We start from the raw sequence: 21,297 nt of genomic DNA on the forward strand, positions 1-21,297 counted from the left end.
CAGGCCTCTGCCGGCACAGAAGCGGGATAGCGACCCGACCAAGGAGCGACGTGCTCATGACCGTGATTCAACAGGACGACCTCATCCAGAGCGTCGCCGATGCTCTCCAGTACATTTCCTACTACCACCCCAAGGACTTCATCGACGCCATGGCCGAGGCCCATGAGCGCGAGGAAAACCCCGCTGCCCGTGACGCCATTGCCCAGATCCTGATCAATTCGCGCATGTGCGCCATCGGCCATCGGCCGATCTGTCAGGACACCGGTATCGTCACGGTCTTCGTGCATGTCGGCATGGACGTGCGTTTCGAGGCCGACATGAGTCTCGATGACATGGTCAACGAAGGGGTGCGTCGGGCTTATCTGCTGCCCGACAACGTGCTTCGCGCCTCGGTGCTCGCCGACCCTGATGGCAAGCGTCAGAATACCCGCGACAACACCCCCGCGGTGATCCATCACAAACTGGTCCCTGGCGACAGGATCGAGGTCCATGTCGCGGCCAAGGGCGGCGGCAGCGAGGCCAAGTCGAAGTTTGCCATGCTCAATCCCTCGGACAATGTGGTCGACTGGGTGCTCGATCAGCTCCCGAAGATGGGGGCCGGCTGGTGCCCGCCGGGCATGCTAGGCATCGGCATCGGTGGCACAGCGGAAAAGGCCATGGAGCTGGCCAAGGAGTCGCTGCTGGATCCCATCGACATCCAGGACCTTCAGGCACGGGGCGCGGCCAATCGTGCGGAAGAGTTGCGACTCGAGCTCTATGACACGGTCAACCGGACCGGTATCGGTGCCCAGGGGCTGGGCGGGCTGACCACGGTGCTGGATATCAAGGTCAAGGATTATCCGACGCATGCGGCGAACAAGCCGGTCGCGATCATTCCCAATTGCGCGGCTACCCGCCATGCTCACTTCACCCTGGATGGCTCCGGACCCGCGGCACTGCCGGCCCCGAAGCTGGAGGACTGGCCGCAGATCACGCACGAAACCGGCGACAACGTCAAGCGGGTCGATCTGGACGCCATCACCGCCGAGGAAATCCGTACCTGGCAGCCGGGAGACACCCTGTTGCTCAATGGCAAGCTGTTGACCGGTCGGGATGCGGCGCACAAGCGGATGGTCGAGATGATCGGCAAGGGTGAGTCGCTGCCCGTGGATCTCAAGGGGCGCTTCATCTATTACGTCGGACCGGTGGATCCGGTCGGTGATGAGGTGGTGGGACCGGCCGGCCCGACCACGGCCACGCGAATGGACAAGTTCACCCGAACCATGCTCGAGGCAACGGGCCTGCTGGGCATGGTCGGCAAGGCCGAGCGTGGCGAGGCGGCCATCGAGGCGATCCGCGACAATCGTGCCGTTTATCTGATGGCGGTAGGCGGTTCGGCCTATCTCGTCGCCCAGGCCATCAAGCAGGCCAGGGTGGTCGGCTTCGAGGATCTCGGCATGGAGGCCATCTATGAGTTCGAGGTCGAGGATATGCCGGTGACCGTGGCCGTGGACAGCGCCGGTACCTCGGTGCACCAGACCGGACCGGCCAAATGGAAGGAAATCATCGCCGAGCGCGTCTGATTCTCGGCCGTGCGCGCCCTCGACCCTGGGTGGGCGCGCCTCCCAACGTCATGAGCCCATGGCTTGTGTCTGAACTCGGTGCAAGGAAGCGTTGAATGGCGTCCTGGCTGCTCGGTCTGCTGATCGTGGTAATTCATGTGCTCGGCGTGCTGTCGGCGGTTCAGGCGCTGATGTCGAGCCGTACCTCACAGGGCGCCATCGCCTGGATGATCTCGCTGTTGACCATTCCGTATCTGGCGGTGCCACTTTACTGGATCTTCGGTCGACCGCGATTCTTCGGTTATGTGTCGGCCAGGGGGGTGCGCGACAGCGTGCTGCGACGCGTCCTAGGGCGTTATCGCCAACTGGTTGAGCCCTACCTGGTGACCGGCAGCGTTGCCGATGTAGTTGCCGTGGAAAAACTCGCCATGATGCCACTGACCAGTGGCAACCGGGCGGAACTGCTGGTCGATGGCCAGGCGACCTTTCGCAGTCTCTTCGACGGTATCGAACGTGCCGACGACTATATTGTGGTTCAGTTCTTCATCGTGCGTGAGGATGTCCTGGGGCGTGAGTTCAAGCAGCATCTTCAGGATGCGGCGCAACGCGAGGTGAGGGTCTATTTCCTCTACGACGAGATCGGCTGCCACCAACTCTCCGAGCACTATCTCAATGACCTGCGTGAAGCCGGGGTTCAGGTCAGTGCCTTTCATTCCTCGCGCGGGTTTCGCCATCGCTTCCAGCTGAACTTTCGCAATCATCGCAAGGTGATGGTGGTCGATGGTCGCGAAGGCTGGATCGGCGGCTCGAATGTGGGCGTGGAATACCTGGGCGAAAGCCCGCGACATGGTCATTGGCGAGACACCCACCTGCATTTGGTGGGCCCGAGCGTGTTGGGCCTTCAGGAAGCCTTCTGGGAAGACTGGCACTGGGCTACCGGCCAGGTCATCAACCTGACCTGGACCCCGAGCACCAGCGGCGAGGAGTGCCAGAACGTGATCATTGTACCGTCTGGTCCGGCCGATCCCCAGGAAACGGCCAGCCTGCTGGTACAGCATGCCATTCACAGTGCCCGTGAGCGTCTCTGGGTCACCAGCCCCTATTTCGTGCCGGACCATAGTGTTCAGGATGCACTGCGACTGGCTGCCATGCGCGGCGTCGATGTGCGCATCATGATCCCCGAGCGGCCCGACCACCTGCTGGTCTTTCTCTCGGCCTTTTCCTTCCTGCCCGACATGCTGCGTGCCGGGGTCAGGGTCTATCGTTATCAGCCCGGGTTCATGCATCAAAAGGTCATGCTGATCGACGATGAAGCTGCCAGTGTCGGTACCGTCAACCTGGATAATCGCTCCTTTCGGCTGAACTTCGAGATCACCGCCTTCGTGCCGGACCGCCGCTTCGCCGCGGATGTGCATGCCATGCTGGTACGCGATTTCGCGGCGTGTCGCCGGGTGACGCTGGAAGAGATCCAGTGTCGGCCGCTGTGGCGCAAGCTGGTGTCGCGGGCAGCCTACCTGTTGGCGCCGGTGCAATGACCGGCTTGGGCTTCCTGTATCGCTGCGGTACATTACGGCTTCGATATTTCTGGCCCCAAGCCCATGGAAGGGCCGGGAGAGTGCGGGCAGGGCAGCTTGCGCGCGCCATCACCATGCATTGACCAATCGGAGTACCGGTGAATCTCGAAACCAAGTGGCTGGAAGATTTCGTCGCCCTGGCCAATACCCGCAGCTTTTCTGCCTCCGCTCGCCAGCGTCATGTGACCCAGCCGGCCTTCAGTCGCCGCATCCGTGCTCTGGAGCAGGCCGTCGGCATTACCCTGGTGGATCGCTCGACAACGCCTGTCGGGCTGACACCGGAGGGCCAGCTTTTTCTGGTCACCGCGCGCAGCATGGTCGAGCAACTCAACGAGAGTCTGGGGCACCTGCGCGGGCTTTCCATGGCCAATGAGGCCCTGGATATCGTGGCGGCGCACTCCCTGGCGCTGAGTTTCTATCCGCAATGGATCTCGCGCCTGCAGAAAGGGGTGGGGGAGCTACCGACCCGCCTGGCGGCGATGAACGTGGGGGATGCCATCCATGTGTTGCGCGAGGGCAACTGCGACCTGATGCTGGCCTACTATGACCCCTACGCGAGCATGCAGCTCGATCCGGAGGTCTTTCCATCGTTCGCCATCGGTCAGGTCAAGATGCTGCCCGTGAGCGTGCCGGACGCCCGGGGTCGCCCGCGTTACTCGCTGGATAACGGTGATGCCATTCCCTATCTGTCCTATACCCAGGGGGCCTTCCTCGGGCGCAGTGTGCGCATGCTGTTGAAGAATGACCCCTTGCGCATGCGCCTGCGCACCGTCTACGAAACGGCCATGGCCGAAGGTCTCAAGGGCATGGTGCTGCAGGGCGTGGGCGTGGCCTGGATTCCGGATTTCTGCATCCGTCAGGAGCTCGATGATGGCCGCCTGGTGCGTGCCGGCGATGACAAGAACGATGTACCGCTGGAAATCCGCCTTTACCGCTGTTCGCTGGTTCACAAGCCCGGCGTCGAGAAGCTGTGGCGGCAGATGATGAAGCTGCCGCGCGACTTTCTTGAGGGGTGAAAGGCATCAGGGGCCACTGAAGTCGGCGGGCAGGCCGAGGAAGTTCTGGATGATGAAGAAGTGGTCCTCGAAGAGGCCATCGGGCTCCAGGTCGGCGAGCGGCACCCAGCGCGCATGATCGCCGCCCTGGACGGGCTTGAGGCGGGGGAGTTGTTGATCCGGACGCAGGGCGAAGTAGAACGCCTCGGCCAGGGTCCGACCCCGCCAGCTGCGATGAGGCTCATCGAACAACCGCTGGCCACGCAGCGAGCCCTTGAGCACCGGCTCCGGCACTTTCAGGCGTACCCGTTCGCGCAGCTCCCGCAGACAGGCATCCAGCAGGCGTTCCTGGGAATTGATGAAACCGCCGGGCAGGGCATATAGCCCCTTGCCCGGGGCTGCCGTGCGCTTGACCAGCAGGATGTGCCCGGACTGCACGACGACGGCGTTGACGGTCACGAAGATGGGCGGGTAGGGCGCCTGGGCCCAGGCCTGGCGGTACTGGTCCAGCAGAGCCTGCTCCTCGACGAGCTGTTGATACGCCTCACTGTCGAGAAAGGTCCGGATACCGTCCACCACACTGGGCGGCAGTTCATGCGCCGCTCCGGCGTTGGCATAGTCGGTCGCCGCGAGGGGGGAGCGGAACAGGCGCTCGCGAATCTGACTGGCCGAGATCCCCTCCACCATGGGCACGCTGACCGATTCCCACTGCGGAAACAGTGACAGGTAATAACTGGACTGGCCGCGACTGGCGCCAATCAGTCCGATGCGCGGCAGGCGGGCATGGCGCGGTGAGGTCAGGTCACGCACCTTGCGCTGAACATCGCGTACCCAGACATCGTTATTGTAGAGGGCATCGAGTAGCGGCTCGATCTCGAGTCGCTGGTTATCGGCTTCGTCGAAGGCATTGCGCAACATTTGGCGGCGCTCGTCAAAGCGCCAGGGGTTGCGCAGCGAACGGGCCTGCCAGGCCGAGCCGATCAGCACAATGACCTGCCGGGCCCGCTTCAGGGCCTCATGAATGATCGCCAGGTGACCCAGATGGGTGGGCTGGAAACGACCGATGAAGACCAGGCAGTCGAAATCGTGATCGGGTGACTCGGCATCTGGCATGCGGCTGATCCTGTCGCTGGGCCTGTGGGAACACCATTATGGTGACCCGGCGAGGGCGGCGCAATCGGCAGCCCCCTGCCCCTCGGCGGGTGGCTCCGGTATGCTGATGGTGGACAAGGGAATGCAAGGAGCTGTCGTGATCAAGCAAGCTGTGATGAATACTTGGACCCGGGTGCGCGATTTCGTGGTCTTCTGGTCGGGCGTCGTGCGCCATGCCGTGAAACTCTGGCTGGATCGCAATGCGTTCAGTTATGCCGGCTCACTGGCGTTCTACACGCTGTTTTCGTTGGCCCCCACGGTGATCATCGCGGTCACGGTGATCGGCCTGGTGCTGGGGGAGGAAGCGGCTCAGGGCCAGATCGTCGCCCAACTGGAAGGCACCATGGGGGCGAGCGCGGCTGAAGTCGTGCAGAATGCCGTGACCCAGTCGCGGATCCAGGAGTCGGGGATTCTGCCTACCCTGCTGGGGGTCGGTGCCCTGCTGGTCGGTGCCACCACGGTCTTCGGGCAGATGCAGTTTTCCCTGAACACTCTCTGGGGCGTGACCGCACGCCCCAGCACCAACAGCTTGTGGATCTTCATCAAGAATCGCATGCTCTCGCTCACCGTGGTGCTCTCGATCGGCTTCATCCTGCTGGTTTCGCTCGCCCTGGGTGTAATGGTCAAGGCCATGCTCAAGGCCGCCGATGGTCTTCTGCCCTTTGTCGGCCTGCTGACCAACGGCGCGGAATTTCTCGTCTCGCTGGCCCTGATCACGGCGCTTTTTGCCACTATCTTCAAGGTCCTGCCCGATGTCGTGCTGCGCTGGCGTGATGTGCTGGTAGGGGCCATCGTCACGGCCCTGCTGTTCGCCGTGGGGCGGACGGCCATCGCCATTTACCTGACCTATACGGCAACGGCCTCGACCTATGGTGCTGCCGGTTCGGTCGTGCTGATCCTGCTGTGGGTCTACTATTCGTCGTTGATCCTGCTGTTCGGTGCGGCCTTTACCAAGTGTCACCTGGTGGCCCGGGGCAAGGCGGTGGTGCCGCGCAACAGTGCCGTGCTGGTCAAGCACGAACTGCTCGATGATACTCCCCATGGCACCAGCAAGGGGTCCAGGCTGCCCGGCTGGGCCAGAGGGCGACGTCGCGCTGCCGCCGTGGTAAGCGAAGCGGCCGGGGCTGGCGAGCAGGCGGATCCCGAGAAGAGCCACGCGTGTGTGCCCTCCGACACCCGCACGGAGAACGCCGATAAAGCCACATCTGGGGGTGGTGAGCCGCGGTTCCGGGGATGACCCCCGGGGCAACCCGACAAGCCGAGAGGAGGTCCGGATGTTACAGTCGCAATGCGTGAAAGCGCTGGTCAGTGGCAGGGTGCAGGGGGTGTGCTTTCGACAGGCGACCCGTGAACAGGCTCTCATCCACGGGGTCGTGGGCTACGCTCACAATCTGCCCGATGGGCGTGTCGAAGTGCTGATGTGTGGTGATGCCGAGAGCGTCAAAGCTCTCGGCGACTGGTTGTGGCAGGGCCCGCCGGCTGCCGAGGTCCGGCATGTGGAGTTACAGACCGTCGAGGCTTCACCTCCCGATAACTTTCGCACCGGCTGAGATACCGGGTCGCACTGGGTCAGGCATCGCCGACCAGGGTGGCGGTCATCCACTCCACCGCGGCTTCCCCCTCGATGCCCAGGCAGACCTCGCTGTATGGCGTGCCTGACCAGCGGGACTCGATGAAGTCGCGCTCCTGCGGGGCGAAGAGGGTCTGACCTTCGGCAAGTCCCTCCGTGACCACGTTCAGGTGGCCGCGTTGCGTGGTAAACATCTCCGGTCGCACCAGCCAGGCCAGGGCACAACTGTCGTGTGGGCAGCAGCCATCGATGCCCAGCATCTGCTGATAGAAGCTTCGGTAGAAGGCGTAGCTGCCGGCCAGCACCTGGCCGAGACGACCCTGGCCGGCTTCGATACGCGCCATCTGCCGGGGACCGAGGACGCAGCGGTGCGTCACGTCCAGACCGACCATGACCAGCGGCCAGCCGGCGGTCAGAACGCGCTGGGCGGCGTGCGGGTCATTGAAGATATTGGCTTCGGCCACCGGGGTGACATTGCCGCCTTCCTTGATGGAACCGCCCATGACGATGACCTGCTTCACCTTCTCGATCAGCGCCGGGTCGAGCTGCAGCGCGGCGGCCAGATTACCCAGCGGTCCCACGGCTACCAGCGAGACCTCCCCGGGGCGGGCGTTGACCGTATCGACGATGAACTGTGCCGCACTGCGCGAATCGGCTTTGCCCTGGACCTCGGGCAGCGCGATATTACCAAGGCCGTTGTCGCCATGGATATGGGTCGGAGCCGGATGCCGCGGCTTGACCATGGGCGCCGCAGCCCCCTGGGCGACCGGCACCTGGCGCTCGGCCAGTTCGGCCAGCAGCAGGGCATTGTGCGTGGCGGTGGTGATATCGACGTTACCGAAGGTGGTGGTCATGCCTAGCAGTTCGATATCGGGATGGGCCATCGCGATGGCAATGGCCTGGGCATCGTCCACGCCGGGGTCGGTATCAAAGATGATCGGATGTGCCATGAGGGCTCCTGCTCGAGTGTCTCAAAGGGTGCGGGCCAGTTCCGACTCGACTTCCGCCAGCTCGGGAATACTCTCCGTGGCCCCCGGCCGTTGTACGCCGATGGCAGCAGCAGTGGCGGCGCGCAACAGACAGTTGGCAGCGTTTTCCCCGGCCTGACTTGCAGCCAGGTAGTAGCCGATGAAGGTATCGCCGGCGGCCGTGGTGTCCTGAGGCCTGACGGGAAGCGGCGACTGAAAGATCCGCTGCTCGGTGGATTGGTACCAGGCGCCGTCTCCCCCGAGGGTCAGGACAGTTTGTGTCTCGGGTAGCTGACGGGCCAGCGCATCCAGCAGTTCGCCGGCAGGGCTGCCCGCGGGCAGGCCGGTCAGGGCTTCGGCCTCGCCACGGTTGACGAACAGCAGCTCACAGTAGTGCAAGGGCAGCGAGGCGACCTCGGCGGTCATCGGTGCCGGATTGAAGGCGACCTTCAGCCCCTTGGCATGCGCCATCTCCAGCGCAGGGGCCAGGCCGCTGCATTCGTTCTGGATCAGTAGCCAGTCGCCCGCCGCGGTGTTCTCGAACAGCTCACCCAGGTTGGCCGGTGTGAAGCCATGATTGGCGCCGGGAAAGAGAAGGATGGCGTTCTCGCCTTCATCATCCACCTGGATGATGGCATGCCCGCTGGCCACGTCGACCATCTCGATGTAGCGGGTATCGACACCAGCGGCCTGAAGGTGCTCTCGTGCCCAGTTGTCCTGGCGGCCCAGGCGGCCCCAGTGACAGACGCGACTGCCAGCACGTGCCAGGGCGATGGACTGATTGGCGCCCTTGCCACCCAGGCCGACGCGGTAATCGCCGCCGGCGAGTGTCTCGCCGGGACGGACCAGGTGGGGGACGCGATAGAAATGGTCGATGTTGATCGAGCCAAGATTGTGCAGCATGGCGTATCCGAATTTGCTCTGTGTAGTGAGGTCTCGGCCCGAGTATCCAAGGCACGGAAGGCCAGCGCAAGCCGCCACGTTCGCGCCGCCAACCCGGCGCAGCCGTTGCACTTCACCGTGTGGCGATCCAGGCATCCAGGTTGTCCGCGGTCAGCGAGACGATACGCTGCCTGGCCTCGGGGGAAATCCAGGCGTTGTGCGGTGTGACGATGAGATTCAGCGGCTCGCCGAGAGCCTCCAGCAGCGGATGGCCGTTGCGCGGTGGCTCTTCCGGCAGCACGTCCACGCCGAGCCCGCCGAGTCGACCGGCCTGCAGGGCGGCCAGGCAGGCTCTTTCGTCGATGATGCCGCCTCGCGCACAGTTGATTATCAGTGTGGAAGGCTTCAGGCGCGCCAGCAGGGTTTCGTCGATCAGATGTTGGGTCGCGTCGGTCAATGGGCAGTGCAGACTGATGACATCCGCCCCGGCGGCCAGTTCGTGCAGGGCAGGGCGGGAATCCCCGGCTTCCCGGCCGGGCCGGGCCGCATAACTGACCTGCATGCCAAGGCCAGCGGCCAGCTGGCCGACACGGCGGCCGAGTTCTCCCTGGCCGACGATGACCAGGTGTCGCCCGTCGAGCTGCATGGTCGGATGATCCATCAGACAGAAAAAGGGGCTGGCACTCCAGCGACCGGACCTGACATCCTCCTGATAGAGCGGCAAGCGTGCGGCCAATGCCAGCAGCAGCAGCAGGCTGTGCTGGGCCACGCTGGCGGTCCCGTAGCCCACCACATTGCGGACCTGGATGCCAAGCCTTTCAGCGGCCTGCATGTCGATGTTGTTGGTGCCGGTGGCCAGCACGCAGATCAGCTTGAGCCGCGGAAGTGCCTCGAGGCTTGCGGCGTCCAGCACGACCTTGTTGACGATGGCCACATCGGCCTGGTCGAGACGCGGCACGACGTGTTCGGCGGATGTCGCGTCATGGCAAGTCAGGCGGCTGACGCGTGCTTCGATGGGTGAAAGGTCGATATCCGCTCCCAGGCTGGCAGCATCAAGAAGTACGGCTTGCATGGTGGGGTCCTTGCGGGTCGATTGATGGATGCTGCGCGATCAAGGCAGCGTCGAGGCCACGACAGGGCTGGGCCTACGGCTATCGAGCAGGCTATAATATGTCGCTTTGTGCCGGCCTTGTCATTTGATCGGCCTGCCCTGATTGACCAGCACTGACGGTGCGCGACAAGCGTCGAAGCGAATGATCACGCCACAGCGCCATGCAGCCCCGTCGCATGACTCATGGGATATCGTCATCGGGAGAATCACGACCATGCCCATCTACGAATATGAGTGCAAGGCTTGCTGCCACCGCCTGGAAAAGCTTCAGAGACTCGGTGCCGAGCCGCTGACGATATGTCCAGCCTGTGATCAGCCATCACTCGGCCGCCTGGTCTCCGCCGCCGGTTTTCGCCTGGCGGGCGGCGGCTGGTACGAGACGGACTTCAAGACCGGCAACAAGAAGAATCTAGCCGCTGGCGGCGAGACCGCCACGGCCTCGGATACCTCGGACAAGGGCGGCACAGCGGCCTGACGCCCGCCGACTTGCGCCACGAGAACTTCACGGAACCCGAATCAAACAGGATACGACATGCGCAGCCATTATTGCGGCCAATTGAACGAGACCATGGTGGATCAGACCGTCACCCTGTGCGGCTGGGTTCACCGCCGCCGGGACCACGGCGGAGTGATCTTCCTCGATATGCGCGATCGCGACGGCATCGCCCAGGTCGTGGTCGACCCCGATACGGCCGAGGCCTTCGCTAATGCGGATCGCGCTCGTAGCGAATATGTGTTGCGCATCTCCGGTCGCATCCGCCTGCGCCCCGAAGGCACCCAGAATGCCAATATGCCGACCGGCATGATTGAGGTGCTGGCTCGCGACGTCGAAGTTCTCAATACCGCGGCTACGCCGCCGTTTCAGCTCGACGAGCATGGCCGTGTCGGTGAGGAAGTCCGCCTCAAGCACCGCTACATCGATCTGCGTCGCCCGGACATGATCGACAAGCTGCGCCTGCGTTCGCGCATTTCACATACCGTGCGGGCCTATCTGGAGAACCAGGGCTTTCTGGATATCGAGACACCGATTCTCACGCGGGCAACCCCGGAGGGCGCGCGCGATTATCTGGTGCCCAGCCGCACCCATGCCGGCAACTTCTTTGCGCTGCCCCAGTCGCCACAGTTGTTCAAGCAGCTGCTGATGGTGTCCGGCTTCGATCGCTATTATCAGATCGCCAAGTGTTTCCGCGACGAGGATCTGCGCGCCGACCGTCAGCCGGAATTCACACAGATCGACATCGAGGCCTCCTTTGTCGAGGAAGATGACATCATGGCCATCACCGAAGGCATGATTCGTCAGCTCTTCCAGGAGGTCCTGCAGGTCCAGTTGCCGGAATTTGCTCGCATGCCCTATGCCGAGGCCATGCAGCGCTACGGCTCGGACAAGCCGGACCTGCGCATCCCGCTGGAGCTCGTGGATGTCGACGACCTGATGAAGGACGTCGACTTCAAGGTCTTCTCCGGACCGGCCAACGCCGAGGATGGCCGCGTTGCAGCACTCCGGGTCAAGGGCGGGGCCTCGCTGACGCGCAAGGAGATCGACGCCTATACCGATTTTGTCGGCATCTACGGCGCGCGCGGCCTGGCCTGGATCAAGGTCAATGAGCGGGCCGCCGGCATCGAGGGGCTGCAGTCGCCGATTGTCAAGTTCATGGACGGTGTCGTCGAGCCACTGCTCGATCGTGTGGGCGCCGAAGATGGCGATATCATCTTCTTCGGCGCCGACAAAGCCCGCATCGTGAATGAGGCCCTGGGAGCGCTGCGTGTGCGCCTGGGCGAGGATCTTGACCTCTACACCGCTGAGTGGGCGCCGCTGTGGGTGGTCGACTTCCCGATGTTCGAAGCCGACGATGACGGGCGTCTCCAGGCGCTGCACCATCCGTTCACAGCGCCTTCCTGCGATGCCGAGACCCTCAGACAGCAGCCGGCCGAAGCGCTCTCCCGTGCCTACGACATGGTGCTCAATGGCACAGAGCTGGGTGGCGGATCGATTCGTATTCACGATCAGGCCATGCAGCAGACCGTCCTCGAGACGCTGGGCATCGGCGAGGAAGAGGCGCGCGAGAAGTTCGGTTTCCTGCTGGATGCTCTGCAGTACGGCGCGCCGCCCCATGGCGGGCTGGCCTTCGGACTCGATCGCCTTGTCATGCTGATGAGCGGAGCGCGCACCATTCGCGAAGTCATCGCCTTTCCCAAGACCCAGAGCGCGGCCTGCCTGATGACCGACGCCCCCGGCGATGTCAGTGCTCAGCAGCTCAAGGAGCTCAACATCCGCCTGCGTCAAAAGGCCAGGACGGAGAATGCCGGGGACTAATCCTCCCGGAGAGTCACACAACCAGCCGGCGCCGAGAGGGCGCCGGTGTCGTTTGCATCCTTGTTCAAGCAGCGCCGGGGAGCTATATGGCCGGTCACAGCAAATGGGCGAACATCAAGCATCGCAAGGCGGCACAGGACGCCAGGCGCGGCAAGATCTTCAACAAGCTGATTCGCGAGTTGAGCGTGGCGGCTCGACACGGGGGAGGCGAGCCGGCCGATAACCCGCGTCTGAGGGCCGCCATTGACAAGGCCCTGGCCAATAACATGACCAAGGACACCATCCAGCGCGCCGTCGACAGAGGGGCCGGCAACACCGATGGCGACGCCATGGAGGAAGTCGTCTACGAGGGCTACGGCCCGGAGGGTGTGGCGGTCATGGTCGAGGCCATGACGGACAACCGCAATCGCACGGTGTCGGAGGTTCGCCATGCCTTCAGCAAGCAGGGCGGCAACCTGGGCACCACCGGTTCCGTGGCCTTCATGTTTCATCGTCAGGGCCGCCTGACCCTGCCTGGTGAGGCCAGCGAAGAGGCGGCCATCGAGGCGACCCTGGAGGCCGCGCCTGAAGAGATCGAGTCGCTGGATGACGGTCGCCTGGAAGTGGTGACCTCGCCGGACCGCTTTGGTGTCATCAAGGATGCGCTGGTCGAGGCGGGCCTGACACCGACCTCGAGCGAGGTGGGCTTGTTTCCCGACAATTACACGCGGATTACCGATGTCGAGCTGGGGCAGCGTATCATCAGGCTGGTCGACCGCCTGGAGGACCTGGATGATGTGCAGAACGTCTTCACCAATGCCGACTTCGATGACGACATCCTCGAGGCCCTGCAAGAGCAGGCTTGATGCCGTGACGGGCATTCGCTTCGGGGGGACGCCATGCTGATTCTGGGTATCGATCCGGGGTCACGCATCACCGGCTGGGGCGTGCTCGACGTGACCACCCCGAAGCCTCGCTACGTGGCCAGCGGCTGCATTCGCACCCGTGGGGAGGATCTCGCCCAGCGTTTAGCGCAGATCTATGCCGGCATCGGTGAATTGATCGCGGTGCACGGGCCTGGCGAATTCGCCATCGAGCAGGTCTTTCTCTCCAAGAATGCCGACTCGGCCCTCAAGCTGGGCCAGGCGCGTGGCACCGCCATTGTCTGTGCCGCCAATCATGGTGTGCCGGTCAGCGAGTATGCCGCCCGGCAGATCAAGCAGGCGGTGACGGGCAACGGTGGCGCCGACAAGGGACAGGTGCAGCAGATGATCACGGCCGTCCTGGGCCTTGACGGCGCGCCCCAGGCGGATGCCGCCGATGCGCTGGCCATTGCCCTGACGCACGCCCATGCCCGCCTGGGCCTGGTCCAGCAGGGCAGTTACGGGGGCCGGCGCAGGGCCGGTCGGGGTTCTGGCTGGCGAGACTATCGCCCCTCCTGATTCCTCTCAGGGCAAAGGTGCAAGGATTGTCGAACAGCGTTCCGTGAGGCTGGCAAGGTGTCCGGACGACCAGTATAGTAGGCCCGAGTCGCTGAAGGTGTTCGCTCGACCGCCTGCATGATGCACTACCTTGATCAACCAGAGGATCGCGAGATCGCATGATTGGACGTCTGAGAGGCACCCTGCTGGAAAAACAGCCTCCCTGGTTGATGGTGGATGTCGGCGGAGTCGGCTATGAGCTGGAAGCGTCGATGACCACCCTGGTCGCGTTACCCGGCTGTGGCGAGGAGGTTTCGCTGCACACGCATCTGACCATCCGTGACGATGCACACCTCCTGTTCGGTTTCGCTCGTGAGCAGGAGCGCGCGCTCTTCAGGGCCCTGATCAAGGTCAATGGGGTCGGTCCCAAGCTGGCCCTGGCCATTCTCTCAGGCATGGACGAGGATGCCTTCATCCGTTGTGTCATGGATGATGATATCAAGGCACTGACGCGCTTGCCGGGGGTTGGCAGGAAGACGGCCGAGCGGCTCGTCATCGAGATGCGTGACCGATTCCCGCACTGGCAGGACGAGACGGCAGTGAATGCCCAGAGCCCGGGAGTGACACCCCACCCGGCTAGTGCTTCCAATCCCCTGGCGGATGCCGAAGCGGCCCTGGTCAGCCTGGGTTACAAGGCCACCGAAGCCAGCCGCATGCTCTCGGGTCTTGAAGAAGAGGCCAGCACCGAAGCGATGATCAAGGCGGCCCTGGTGCGCCGCATGTCGGGTTGAGCACGGCGGCGCGGGTAGCGCTGCCTGATCCGAATCTCCCCGCAGGGGGTCAATGGAGTCTTGCCGAGGAAGGGAGCAGATGCTGGAAACCGACCGACTGATCGGCGCCGAGACCCGGGATGGCGAGAGCTCTCTGGACCATGCCATTCGTCCCCGTCATCTGAGCGATTATATCGGCCAGCCTCGTGTCCGCGAACAGCTCGATATTTTCATCAGCGCCGCCAGGGGACGTCAGGAGAGCCTCGACCACACCCTGGTCTTCGGTCCCCCGGGGCTTGGCAAGACCACCCTGGCCAACATCATTGCCACCGAGATGCAGGTGGGGCTCAAGTCGACCTCCGGCCCGGTGCTGGAGAAGGCCGGCGATCTGGCGGCCATGCTGACCAACCTGCAACCCGGCGACGTGCTCTTTATCGACGAGATCCATCGTTTGCCCTCGGTGGTCGAGGAAGTCCTGTATCCCGCCATGGAAGATTTCCAGCTGGATATCGTGATCGGCGAGGGGCCGGCGGCGCGCTCCATCAAGCTGGATCTTCCCTCCTTCACCCTGGTCGGCGCCACCACCCGGGCAGGCCTGTTGACGTCGCCGCTGCGGGACCGCTTCGGCATCGTTCAGCGGCTGGAATTCTACTCCGTCGAGGAGCTCACCCAGATCGTGACCCGCTCGGCCGGGCTGCTGGAGGTGCCATGCGATGCCGAGGGCTCCATGGAAGTGGCGAGGCGCTCGCGCGGCACGCCGCGCATCGCCAATCGACTCCTGCGTCGTGTCCGGGATTTTGCCCAGGTGCGCGGTGACGGCCACATCAATGCCGAGCTGGCGGACCAGGCGCTGAACATGCTGCATGTCGATCACCATGGGCTTGATCACATGGATCGCCGGCTGTTGCTGGCCATGATCGAGAAATTCGATGGCGGGCCGGTCGGGGTGGATTCCCTGGCAGCGGCCATCGGCGAGGAACGCGACACCATAGAAGATGTCATTGAACCATACCTGATCCAGCAAGGCCTGATGATGCGTACCGCGCGTGGTCGGGTGGTGACTCGCCAAGCCTGGCATCATTTTGGCCTGCCGCCGGATGATCAGGCACCGCGCAACGATTGACCGAGCTGCCCAGACCGAGAGGATTGCCGTGAACGACGCCATGTCCATTCCCCACCTGATCATGAACGCCAGCGGTGTAGTGCAGGCCGTCATGCTGTTATTGCTGATCGGTTCGCTGCTGTCCTGGATCGTGATCTTTCAACGAACCTTCGTCATGCGCCGAGCGCGCAAGGCGCATCGTCAGTTCGAGGATCGGTTCTGGTCCGGTGTCGATCTCAACGAACTGTATCGCGAGACACCGGCGGAACAGGACACCCAGGGAACCGAGCAGCTGTTTCGTGCCGGTTTCCGCGAGTTCAACCGCCTGATGCCCAAGACACGCAGCCCCCAGGCCATCCTCGATGGAGTGCAGCGCAGCATGCGTGTCGCCTGGTCCCGGGAGGAGGATCGCCTCAACAGGCATCTGGTTTTTCTTGCCACGGTGGCGTCGTCGAGCCCCTACATCGGCCTGTTCGGTACGGTATGGGGCATCATGGGCTCCTTCCAGTCGCTTTCAATGGCCCAGCAGGCCACGCTGTCGACCGTCGCGCCGTGGATCGCCGAAGCCCTGATCGCCACGGCCATGGGCCTGTTCGCGGCCATTCCAGCGGTAATCTTCTACAACCGACTCTCCGCGGAATCGTCGCGGCTGCTGGGCAAGTACGAGGACTTCGCCGAGGAATTTCATTCCATTCTGCACCGTAACCTTCAGGGACGCGGTGACTCCAACGACGGCTGAGGGAGAGGCATCATGCACGGACCCTTCAACCGCATGGGGCGGCGCAAGCCGATGAACGAGATCAATGTGGTGCCGTTCATCGATGTCATGCTGGTGCTGCTGGTGATCTTCATGATCACGGCCCCCATGTTGACCCAGGGCGTTCAGGTGGACCTTCCCCAGACGGCCTCCGAACCCATCGAGGAGAGCGAGGACCGCGACCCGATCGTCGTATCGGTGGACAGCGAGGGCCAGTTTTTCGTCAGTCTCGGCGGCGATGAGACCAGGGTCTCGCTCGATGAACTCAGCCAGCGCGTCCTGGTCCTGCTGGAACGCCAGCCGGGGACCCAGGTACTGGTTCGGGGAGATCGCAATGTCGCCTATGGGCAGGTGGTAAGCCTTATGAGTACGCTCCAGGAAGCCGGTGTCGCCAATGTGGGGCTGATTTCCGAGCCGCCGCCCGGAGAGTCCTGAGGAAGCGACATGGCCAGACACTCACGACGCGTCGGTTACGGGCTTCCGGCCCTGCTTGCCATCGGCCTGCATCTCGGCATCCTGATGATCAGTGTGCTGCGCTTTCCCTGGGCGGAAAGCGAGCCGCCGAGCCAGTCGGTCGTTCAGGCGACTCTGGTCAGTACCCGGACGACGACCGACCAGGCCCAGCAGGCCAGCCAGCCGGAGGCCTCCTCGCCGGCCGACGAGGCCAGGGAAGAACCGGCTACGGCCGAGGCCGAAGACGCCGAAGCACAGCGCCAAGAGGCGGCGGAGGCCGAGCGTCAGGCCGCGGCAGAGGCTGAAGCCGAAGCCGAGAGAGAGCGCACCGCCGCCCGGGAAGCTGCACGTGCCGCTGAGGAGGAGGCGCAGCGGCGTGAGGCTCAGGCCAAGGCCGAGGCCGAACGCCGTGCGGAAGCCGAACGCCAACGCCAGGCCGAGGAGGAAGCCCGCCGCCAGCGCGAGGCCGAAGCCGAACGTCAGCGCCAGGCCGAGGAAGAAGCCCGCCGCCAGCGGGAAGCGGAAGAGGAGGCGCGTCGTCAGCGCGAGGCCGAAGCCGAACGCCAACGCCAAGCCGAGGAAGAGGCCCGGCGCCAGCGGGAAGCGGAAGAGGAGGCGCGTCGTCAGCGCGAGGCCGAAGCCGAACGCCAACGCCAGGCCGAGGAAGAGGCCCGGCGCCAGCGGGAAGAAGAGCAGCGGCGCCAGGAAGCCGCCGCCCAGCGCGCGTCCGAGGCGGCCCAGAGCAGCTTGGAACGCGCCATACAAGGTGAGGCGCAAGCCGCCGCCAATGCCGAACAGGCCCGCGAGGCGGCCAATGGCTTTATCAATCTGGTACGCCGCTCCGTCGAACAGGCCTGGGTGATCCCGCCCAATGTGAGCGACAATGCCAGTGCACTGGTGGCGATTCGTCTGGGGCCTTCCGGCGAGGTCTTTTCCGCCAGTATCGCTCGCAGCAGTGGCAACACGGCCTTTGACCGCGCCGCGGTGCAGGCAGTGGAGTCGGCTGCCCCCTTTGCCGAATTGCGTGACCTGCCCGCTTCGGTACAGCGGGACCATCGAGAGTTCAACCTCAACTTCCGTCCGGGAGACATACGCTGATGAGAGCCTTGTTAACGAGCTGGCTGGCCGCGCTGGTGCTGCTATGCGCCCCAATGGCCCAGGCCGAGCTGACCATCGATATCACGCGGGGCAACGAACAGGCCACGCCCATCGCGGTGGTACCCTTTGCCGAAGACGGTGTCAGTATGTCCACGGATATTGCCCGCATCGTCTCCGAGGATCTGCGCCGCAGCGGCTATTTTGCGCCACTGGCGCGCCAGGATATGTTTGCCCGGCCCGCCAGCAGCGATGACGTGACCTATGGTGACTGGCAGGCACTAGATACTCGCTATCTGGTCGTGGGGCGGGTGTCGCAGGAGGACGGCAACCTCAGGATTCGTTACGAGCTGATGGACGTTGCCGGCGAGTCACGCATGCTGGGCGAGACGGTGACCACCGGGCCGGACCAGCCGAGAGCAGCGGCGCATCATGTCAGTGACCAGGTCTTCGAGGCCATCACCGACATTCGGGGTGCCTTCTCGACGCGCATTGCCTACGTCACCTCCGAGGGCATCGGTGACAACACGCAATACCGCCTCATGGTGGCCGATGCCGATGGTCACAACAGTCACCAGGCCCTGACATCCAATGAACCCATCATGTCACCTGCCTGGTCGCCGGATGGCAACAAGCTCGCCTATGTCTCCTTCGAGGGCGGTCGCCCCGGCATCTATGTGCAGGAAGTCAGCAGTGGCCGGCGCGTCAAGCTGACCTCCTTCGAGGGCCTGAACAGTGCCCCCTCCTGGTCGCCGGATGGACGCAGGCTGGCCATCGCGCTCTCGCGGGATGGACAGCCGGAAATCTATACCATCGATATCGCTTCCCAGGAACTGACGCGTATCACGCGCAACCCGAGCATCGAGACAGAACCGTCCTGGGCGCCGGATGGTCGCAGCCTGATCTACACCTCGGATCGCAGCGGGGGGCCCCAGATCTACCGTCAGGCCCTGAATGGTGGCTCTCCCGAGCGCCTGACCTATACCGGCGACTATAACGCCAGGGCGCGGTTTGCGCCGGATGGAGAAGCCATCTTTCTGATCCACAAGGGCAATAATGGCTATCAGGTGGCCCGCCAGGATCTCGATAACGGTCGCCTGGTGGAACTCAGCGATGCCCGCCAGGCCGAATCGCCGAGTGTTGCACCGAATGGCACCATGGTAATCTTCGCTACCCAGGAGGGGAGTCGTGGTGTACTGGGGGTCGTGTCCGCGGATGGGCGCGCTTCGTTCCGCCTCCCCGCGACCCAGGGCGATGTACGCGAGCCCGCCTGGTCCCCGTTTCTGAACTGAACCCGTACCACAAGGAGAGTCCCAAGATGCAACTCAAGCCATATGTCCGGTCTCTGGCCGTTGCCTTTTCCCTGGCCCTCGTGGCCGGTTGTTCCAGCATAGGTGGTACCCAGGATGGCTCCATGTCCGGTAGCGGCACCGCAGGAGTCGCCGGCACGAGCGGCACCAGTGGTGTCGGCACCGGCCAGGTGAACGGCTCGGGCACCGGCAACGGAAGCGGCCTCAACGGTGGTTCTGGCCAGATGGCCGATTCGCGCATTCCGGCCACGCGTACCATCTATTTTGCTTTCGACAGCGACACGATCCGGCCTGAATTCCAGTCGGTGCTCAACGCCCATGCCAGCTTCCTGCGCAACAACACCAATGCCAGTGTTGTGCTGCAGGGTCATACCGATGAGCGGGGGACCCGTGAATACAACCTGGCGCTGGGGGAGCGGCGTGCCGGTGCCGTCGAGGAATTCCTCAGCGTGCAGGGCGTATCCCCCTCTCAGGTGGACGTCGTCAGTTACGGTGAAGAACGTCCCGCCGCGCGCGGCAGCAACGAACAGGCCTATGCGCAGAACCGTCGTGTCGTCTTTGCCTACTGATACACGGCGCCAGCCGGCCCGTCGGCCTGAAGGTATGGCAAGAGCGCGGGGCGCGCCCCCGCACTCGTATGCCCGACCGGCGTGCTGCACGGTCAATGGATACGCAAGGAAGGATATGCGATGAAAACGGGCCTGAAACGCTTGTGCATCATCGGCATTGTCAGCCTGCCAATGGGCGTCGTGCCGACCGTGTCTGCTCAGCAGCCCTCGGTGACCGATCTGTCGGGGGGAAGCTCGGGAGGTGGCACCTTTTACGATCAGACCGCCACTCGTGCGGAAGCCGGTGGCGATCTGGTGCTTTTCAACCGCCTGAAGCAGAATCAGGAAGAGCTGCGCCGCCTCAGGGGACAGGTCGAGGAGTTACGCCACCAGCTTGAGCAACTGCGCCAGCAAACGCGTCAGCAGTACCTGGACATGGACGACCGCCTGAGTTCCCTGTCTTCCGATGCTGCTGGAGGCAGTGCCTCGTCGTCAGCGCCGTCATCGAACTCGTCCGGTTCGGCGTCGTCCGGCGGTAACGCCGGGGCGAACGACAGCGCCGGGCGTGAGGCCTACCAGGCCGCATTCGCCAAGGTACAGAACCGCGATTTCGCGGCCGCCCGCCAGGCCTTCGAGACCTTCATCGCGGATTATCCCCAGAGCGGGCTGGCCGCCAATGCCCACTACTGGCTGGGCGAGCTGCATTCTGCAGAATCCGATCTCGAGGCCGCCTCGGCCGCCTTCCGGAAGGTGATCGACGGCTTCCCTGACAGCAACAAGGTACCTGACGCGCTGTACAAGCTTGGGCTTCTCAAGGCCCGCCAGGGCAACATCGAAGCCAGTGGCGAGCTGCTCGACCAGGTTCAGTCACAATATCCCGACAGCAGCGCGGCCAGCCTGGCAGAGGACTTCCAGAAAGAGTCGGGTAGCTGATCGTTGACACGGAGAGTCCAGATGGCGTGTTGCAGGATTGAGTACAAGCCGGCCGGCGATCTGCTGGCGGGGCGCATCATACTGGTTACCGGGGCAGGCGATGGTATCGGCCGCAGTGCCGCCCTGAGCTATGCGCGACACGGGGCCACCGTGATACTGCTGGGCAGAACCACCGCCAAGCTCGAGAAGGTCTATGACGAAATCGAGGCCGCCGGCGGCGCTCAGCCGGCGATCTTTCCGCTCAATTTCGAGGGCGCGACCTTCAAGGACTACCAGGACATGGCCGTGACCCTCGAAGAGACATTCGGGCGGCTCGACGGCCTTTTACACAATGCTGGATTACTGGGACGCATCACGCCCTTCGAGCAATACGACCCGGCGCTCTGGGAGCAGGTGATGCAGGTCAACGTCAATGGGCCGATCTGGATGACCCAGGCTCTGCTGCCGTTGTTGCGTGCCGCGCCGGATGCATCGGTGATCTTCACCACATCGAGTGTCGGCCGCAAGGGACGCGCCTACTGGGGCGCCTATTCGGTGTCCAAGTTTGCCACTGAGGGCTTCGTTCAGGTGCTCGCCGACGAGGTCGAGCACGAGGGACAGGTGCGCATCAACAGCCTCAATCCGGGGGCCACCCGCACCGCCATGCGCAAGTCGGCCTATCCGGGGGAAGATCCCATGACACTGCGCTCGGCGGATGACATCATGCCGACCTATCTGTGGCTGATGGGGCCGGACAGCCGAGGGCACAACGGCGAAACCTTCGACGCTCAGCCACCGCGCACGACCTGAGTACCCGGTAGAGCGCCACTCTGCCGGGGTCTC

The 21,297-nt window shown here is 63.8% G+C and carries 22 protein-coding genes; 18 read left to right on the forward strand and 4 right to left on the reverse strand.

The annotated features are described in order from the left end of the window. The first annotated feature begins 56 nt into the window (after nucleotides 1-56). From QWY74_RS11480 to QWY74_RS11490, 3 genes are all read left to right on the forward strand, one after another. Nucleotides 57-1,562, forward strand: coding sequence for a fumarate hydratase (locus QWY74_RS11480; protein WP_290314366.1), 1,506 nt, complete (start codon nucleotides 57-59; stop codon nucleotides 1,560-1,562). Between the two features lie 95 nt (nucleotides 1,563-1,657). Continuing rightward, a complete protein-coding gene (gene cls, locus QWY74_RS11485; RefSeq protein ID WP_290314367.1) occupies nucleotides 1,658-3,076 on the forward strand; it encodes a cardiolipin synthase in 1,419 nt (472 codons plus the stop codon). 137 nt (nucleotides 3,077-3,213) lie between these two features. Continuing rightward, on the forward strand, nucleotides 3,214-4,131 hold the full coding sequence (locus QWY74_RS11490) for a LysR substrate-binding domain-containing protein (RefSeq protein WP_264825778.1): 918 nt from the start codon (nucleotides 3,214-3,216) through the stop codon (nucleotides 4,129-4,131). 6 nt (nucleotides 4,132-4,137) lie between these two features. On the opposite strand, the gene QWY74_RS11495 is transcribed toward QWY74_RS11490, so the two are convergent. Beyond that, nucleotides 4,138-5,223 carry a bifunctional nicotinamide-nucleotide adenylyltransferase/Nudix hydroxylase gene (locus QWY74_RS11495; protein WP_264825779.1) on the reverse strand — a complete coding sequence of 362 codons (1,086 nt, stop codon included), beginning with the start codon at nucleotides 5,221-5,223 and terminating at the stop codon, nucleotides 4,138-4,140. A gap of 136 nt (nucleotides 5,224-5,359) precedes the next feature. Between QWY74_RS11495 and QWY74_RS11500 the strand changes: the two genes are divergently transcribed. Together QWY74_RS11500 and QWY74_RS11505 are read left to right on the forward strand one after the other, a co-directional pair. Further along, the gene (locus QWY74_RS11500) at nucleotides 5,360-6,499 is read left to right on the forward strand and encodes a YihY/virulence factor BrkB family protein (RefSeq protein ID WP_320109330.1); all 1,140 of its coding nucleotides are present in this window, start codon (nucleotides 5,360-5,362) and stop codon (nucleotides 6,497-6,499) included. A gap of 37 nt (nucleotides 6,500-6,536) precedes the next feature. Beyond that, complete coding sequence (locus tag QWY74_RS11505; protein WP_264825781.1) at nucleotides 6,537-6,812, forward strand: acylphosphatase; 276 nt, start codon at nucleotides 6,537-6,539, stop codon at nucleotides 6,810-6,812. A gap of 19 nt (nucleotides 6,813-6,831) precedes the next feature. Here QWY74_RS11505 and QWY74_RS11510 read toward each other — a convergent pair whose 3' ends face one another. The 3 genes from QWY74_RS11510 to QWY74_RS11520 form a co-directional block, all read right to left on the reverse strand. Then, nucleotides 6,832-7,782, reverse strand: coding sequence for a nucleoside hydrolase (locus tag QWY74_RS11510; protein ID WP_290314368.1), 951 nt, complete (start codon nucleotides 7,780-7,782; stop codon nucleotides 6,832-6,834). A gap of 21 nt (nucleotides 7,783-7,803) precedes the next feature. After that, nucleotides 7,804-8,703, reverse strand: coding sequence for a ribokinase (locus QWY74_RS11515; RefSeq protein ID WP_290314369.1), 900 nt, complete (start codon nucleotides 8,701-8,703; stop codon nucleotides 7,804-7,806). Between the two features lie 112 nt (nucleotides 8,704-8,815). After that, complete coding sequence (locus tag QWY74_RS11520; RefSeq protein ID WP_264825784.1) at nucleotides 8,816-9,754, reverse strand: D-2-hydroxyacid dehydrogenase; 939 nt, start codon at nucleotides 9,752-9,754, stop codon at nucleotides 8,816-8,818. 253 nt (nucleotides 9,755-10,007) lie between these two features. Here QWY74_RS11520 and QWY74_RS11525 point away from each other — a divergent pair, with 253 nt between their 5' ends. The 13 genes from QWY74_RS11525 (at nucleotide 10,008) to QWY74_RS11585 (ending at nucleotide 21,264) form a co-directional block, all read left to right on the forward strand. Continuing rightward, nucleotides 10,008-10,268, forward strand: a complete 261-nt coding sequence (locus QWY74_RS11525) for an FmdB family zinc ribbon protein (protein ID WP_264825785.1) — start codon at nucleotides 10,008-10,010, stop codon at nucleotides 10,266-10,268. A 57-nt stretch (nucleotides 10,269-10,325) separates the two neighbouring features. After that, on the forward strand, nucleotides 10,326-12,107 hold the full coding sequence (gene aspS / locus QWY74_RS11530) for an aspartate--tRNA ligase (protein ID WP_264825786.1): 1,782 nt from the start codon (nucleotides 10,326-10,328) through the stop codon (nucleotides 12,105-12,107). Nucleotides 12,108-12,193: 86 nt separating this feature from the next. Next, complete coding sequence (locus QWY74_RS11535; protein ID WP_290314370.1) at nucleotides 12,194-12,952, forward strand: YebC/PmpR family DNA-binding transcriptional regulator; 759 nt, start codon at nucleotides 12,194-12,196, stop codon at nucleotides 12,950-12,952. A gap of 33 nt (nucleotides 12,953-12,985) precedes the next feature. Then, entirely contained in the window at nucleotides 12,986-13,528 is a 543-nt protein-coding gene (gene ruvC / locus QWY74_RS11540) for a crossover junction endodeoxyribonuclease RuvC (protein ID WP_264825788.1), read from the forward strand. A 158-nt stretch (nucleotides 13,529-13,686) separates the two neighbouring features. Beyond that, entirely contained in the window at nucleotides 13,687-14,298 is a 612-nt protein-coding gene (gene ruvA / locus QWY74_RS11545) for a Holliday junction branch migration protein RuvA (RefSeq protein WP_264825789.1), read from the forward strand. Nucleotides 14,299-14,377: 79 nt separating this feature from the next. Further along, on the forward strand, nucleotides 14,378-15,400 hold the full coding sequence (ruvB, locus tag QWY74_RS11550; RefSeq protein ID WP_264825791.1) for a Holliday junction branch migration DNA helicase RuvB: 1,023 nt from the start codon (nucleotides 14,378-14,380) through the stop codon (nucleotides 15,398-15,400). 40 nt (nucleotides 15,401-15,440) lie between these two features. Then, entirely contained in the window at nucleotides 15,441-16,118 is a 678-nt protein-coding gene (gene tolQ, locus QWY74_RS11555; protein ID WP_290314371.1) for a protein TolQ, read from the forward strand. Nucleotides 16,119-16,130: 12 nt separating this feature from the next. Next, on the forward strand, nucleotides 16,131-16,571 hold the full coding sequence (gene tolR / locus QWY74_RS11560) for a protein TolR (protein ID WP_264825793.1): 441 nt from the start codon (nucleotides 16,131-16,133) through the stop codon (nucleotides 16,569-16,571). A 9-nt stretch (nucleotides 16,572-16,580) separates the two neighbouring features. Then, the gene (tolA, locus tag QWY74_RS11565) at nucleotides 16,581-17,687 is read left to right on the forward strand and encodes a cell envelope integrity protein TolA (protein WP_290314372.1); all 1,107 of its coding nucleotides are present in this window, start codon (nucleotides 16,581-16,583) and stop codon (nucleotides 17,685-17,687) included. Further along, a complete protein-coding gene (gene tolB, locus QWY74_RS11570; RefSeq protein ID WP_264825796.1) occupies nucleotides 17,687-18,976 on the forward strand; it encodes a Tol-Pal system beta propeller repeat protein TolB in 1,290 nt (429 codons plus the stop codon). Before tolA ends, tolB begins: the two co-directional genes overlap by 1 nt. A gap of 26 nt (nucleotides 18,977-19,002) precedes the next feature. Beyond that, nucleotides 19,003-19,563 carry a peptidoglycan-associated lipoprotein Pal gene (gene pal, locus QWY74_RS11575; protein WP_264825797.1) on the forward strand — a complete coding sequence of 187 codons (561 nt, stop codon included), beginning with the start codon at nucleotides 19,003-19,005 and terminating at the stop codon, nucleotides 19,561-19,563. Between the two features lie 120 nt (nucleotides 19,564-19,683). Then, nucleotides 19,684-20,475, forward strand: coding sequence for a tol-pal system protein YbgF (gene ybgF / locus QWY74_RS11580; RefSeq protein ID WP_264825798.1), 792 nt, complete (start codon nucleotides 19,684-19,686; stop codon nucleotides 20,473-20,475). 21 nt (nucleotides 20,476-20,496) lie between these two features. Beyond that, the gene (locus QWY74_RS11585) at nucleotides 20,497-21,264 is read left to right on the forward strand and encodes a YciK family oxidoreductase (RefSeq protein WP_264825799.1); all 768 of its coding nucleotides are present in this window, start codon (nucleotides 20,497-20,499) and stop codon (nucleotides 21,262-21,264) included. Nucleotides 21,265-21,297 lie beyond the last annotated feature (33 nt).

Origin of the sequence: Halomonas almeriensis, from assembly GCF_030409235.1 — a bacterium.
In the GTDB taxonomy this organism is placed as follows: Bacteria; Pseudomonadota; Gammaproteobacteria; order Pseudomonadales; family Halomonadaceae; genus Halomonas; species Halomonas almeriensis.

Coding starts and splice junctions, on each gene's coding strand:
- QWY74_RS11480 (WP_290314366.1), top strand. CDS start 57: ATGACCGTGATTCAACAGGACGACCTCATCCAGAGCGTCGCCGATGCT.
- cls (WP_290314367.1), top strand. CDS start 1,658: ATGGCGTCCTGGCTGCTCGGTCTGCTGATCGTGGTAATTCATGTGCTC.
- QWY74_RS11495 (WP_264825779.1), bottom strand. CDS start 5,223: ATGCCAGATGCCGAGTCACCCGATCACGATTTCGACTGCCTGGTCTTC.
- QWY74_RS11505 (WP_264825781.1), top strand. CDS start 6,537: ATGTTACAGTCGCAATGCGTGAAAGCGCTGGTCAGTGGCAGGGTGCAG.
- QWY74_RS11510 (WP_290314368.1), bottom strand. CDS start 7,782: ATGGCACATCCGATCATCTTTGATACCGACCCCGGCGTGGACGATGCC.
- QWY74_RS11515 (WP_290314369.1), bottom strand. CDS start 8,703: ATGCTGCACAATCTTGGCTCGATCAACATCGACCATTTCTATCGCGTC.
- QWY74_RS11520 (WP_264825784.1), bottom strand. CDS start 9,754: ATGCAAGCCGTACTTCTTGATGCTGCCAGCCTGGGAGCGGATATCGAC.
- QWY74_RS11525 (WP_264825785.1), top strand. CDS start 10,008: ATGCCCATCTACGAATATGAGTGCAAGGCTTGCTGCCACCGCCTGGAA.
- aspS (WP_264825786.1), top strand. CDS start 10,326: ATGCGCAGCCATTATTGCGGCCAATTGAACGAGACCATGGTGGATCAG.
- QWY74_RS11535 (WP_290314370.1), top strand. CDS start 12,194: ATGGCCGGTCACAGCAAATGGGCGAACATCAAGCATCGCAAGGCGGCA.
- ruvC (WP_264825788.1), top strand. CDS start 12,986: ATGCTGATTCTGGGTATCGATCCGGGGTCACGCATCACCGGCTGGGGC.
- ruvA (WP_264825789.1), top strand. CDS start 13,687: ATGATTGGACGTCTGAGAGGCACCCTGCTGGAAAAACAGCCTCCCTGG.
- ruvB (WP_264825791.1), top strand. CDS start 14,378: ATGCTGGAAACCGACCGACTGATCGGCGCCGAGACCCGGGATGGCGAG.
- tolQ (WP_290314371.1), top strand. CDS start 15,441: ATGTCCATTCCCCACCTGATCATGAACGCCAGCGGTGTAGTGCAGGCC.
- tolR (WP_264825793.1), top strand. CDS start 16,131: ATGCACGGACCCTTCAACCGCATGGGGCGGCGCAAGCCGATGAACGAG.
- tolA (WP_290314372.1), top strand. CDS start 16,581: ATGGCCAGACACTCACGACGCGTCGGTTACGGGCTTCCGGCCCTGCTT.
- tolB (WP_264825796.1), top strand. CDS start 17,687: ATGAGAGCCTTGTTAACGAGCTGGCTGGCCGCGCTGGTGCTGCTATGC.
- pal (WP_264825797.1), top strand. CDS start 19,003: ATGCAACTCAAGCCATATGTCCGGTCTCTGGCCGTTGCCTTTTCCCTG.
- ybgF (WP_264825798.1), top strand. CDS start 19,684: ATGAAAACGGGCCTGAAACGCTTGTGCATCATCGGCATTGTCAGCCTG.
- QWY74_RS11585 (WP_264825799.1), top strand. CDS start 20,497: ATGGCGTGTTGCAGGATTGAGTACAAGCCGGCCGGCGATCTGCTGGCG.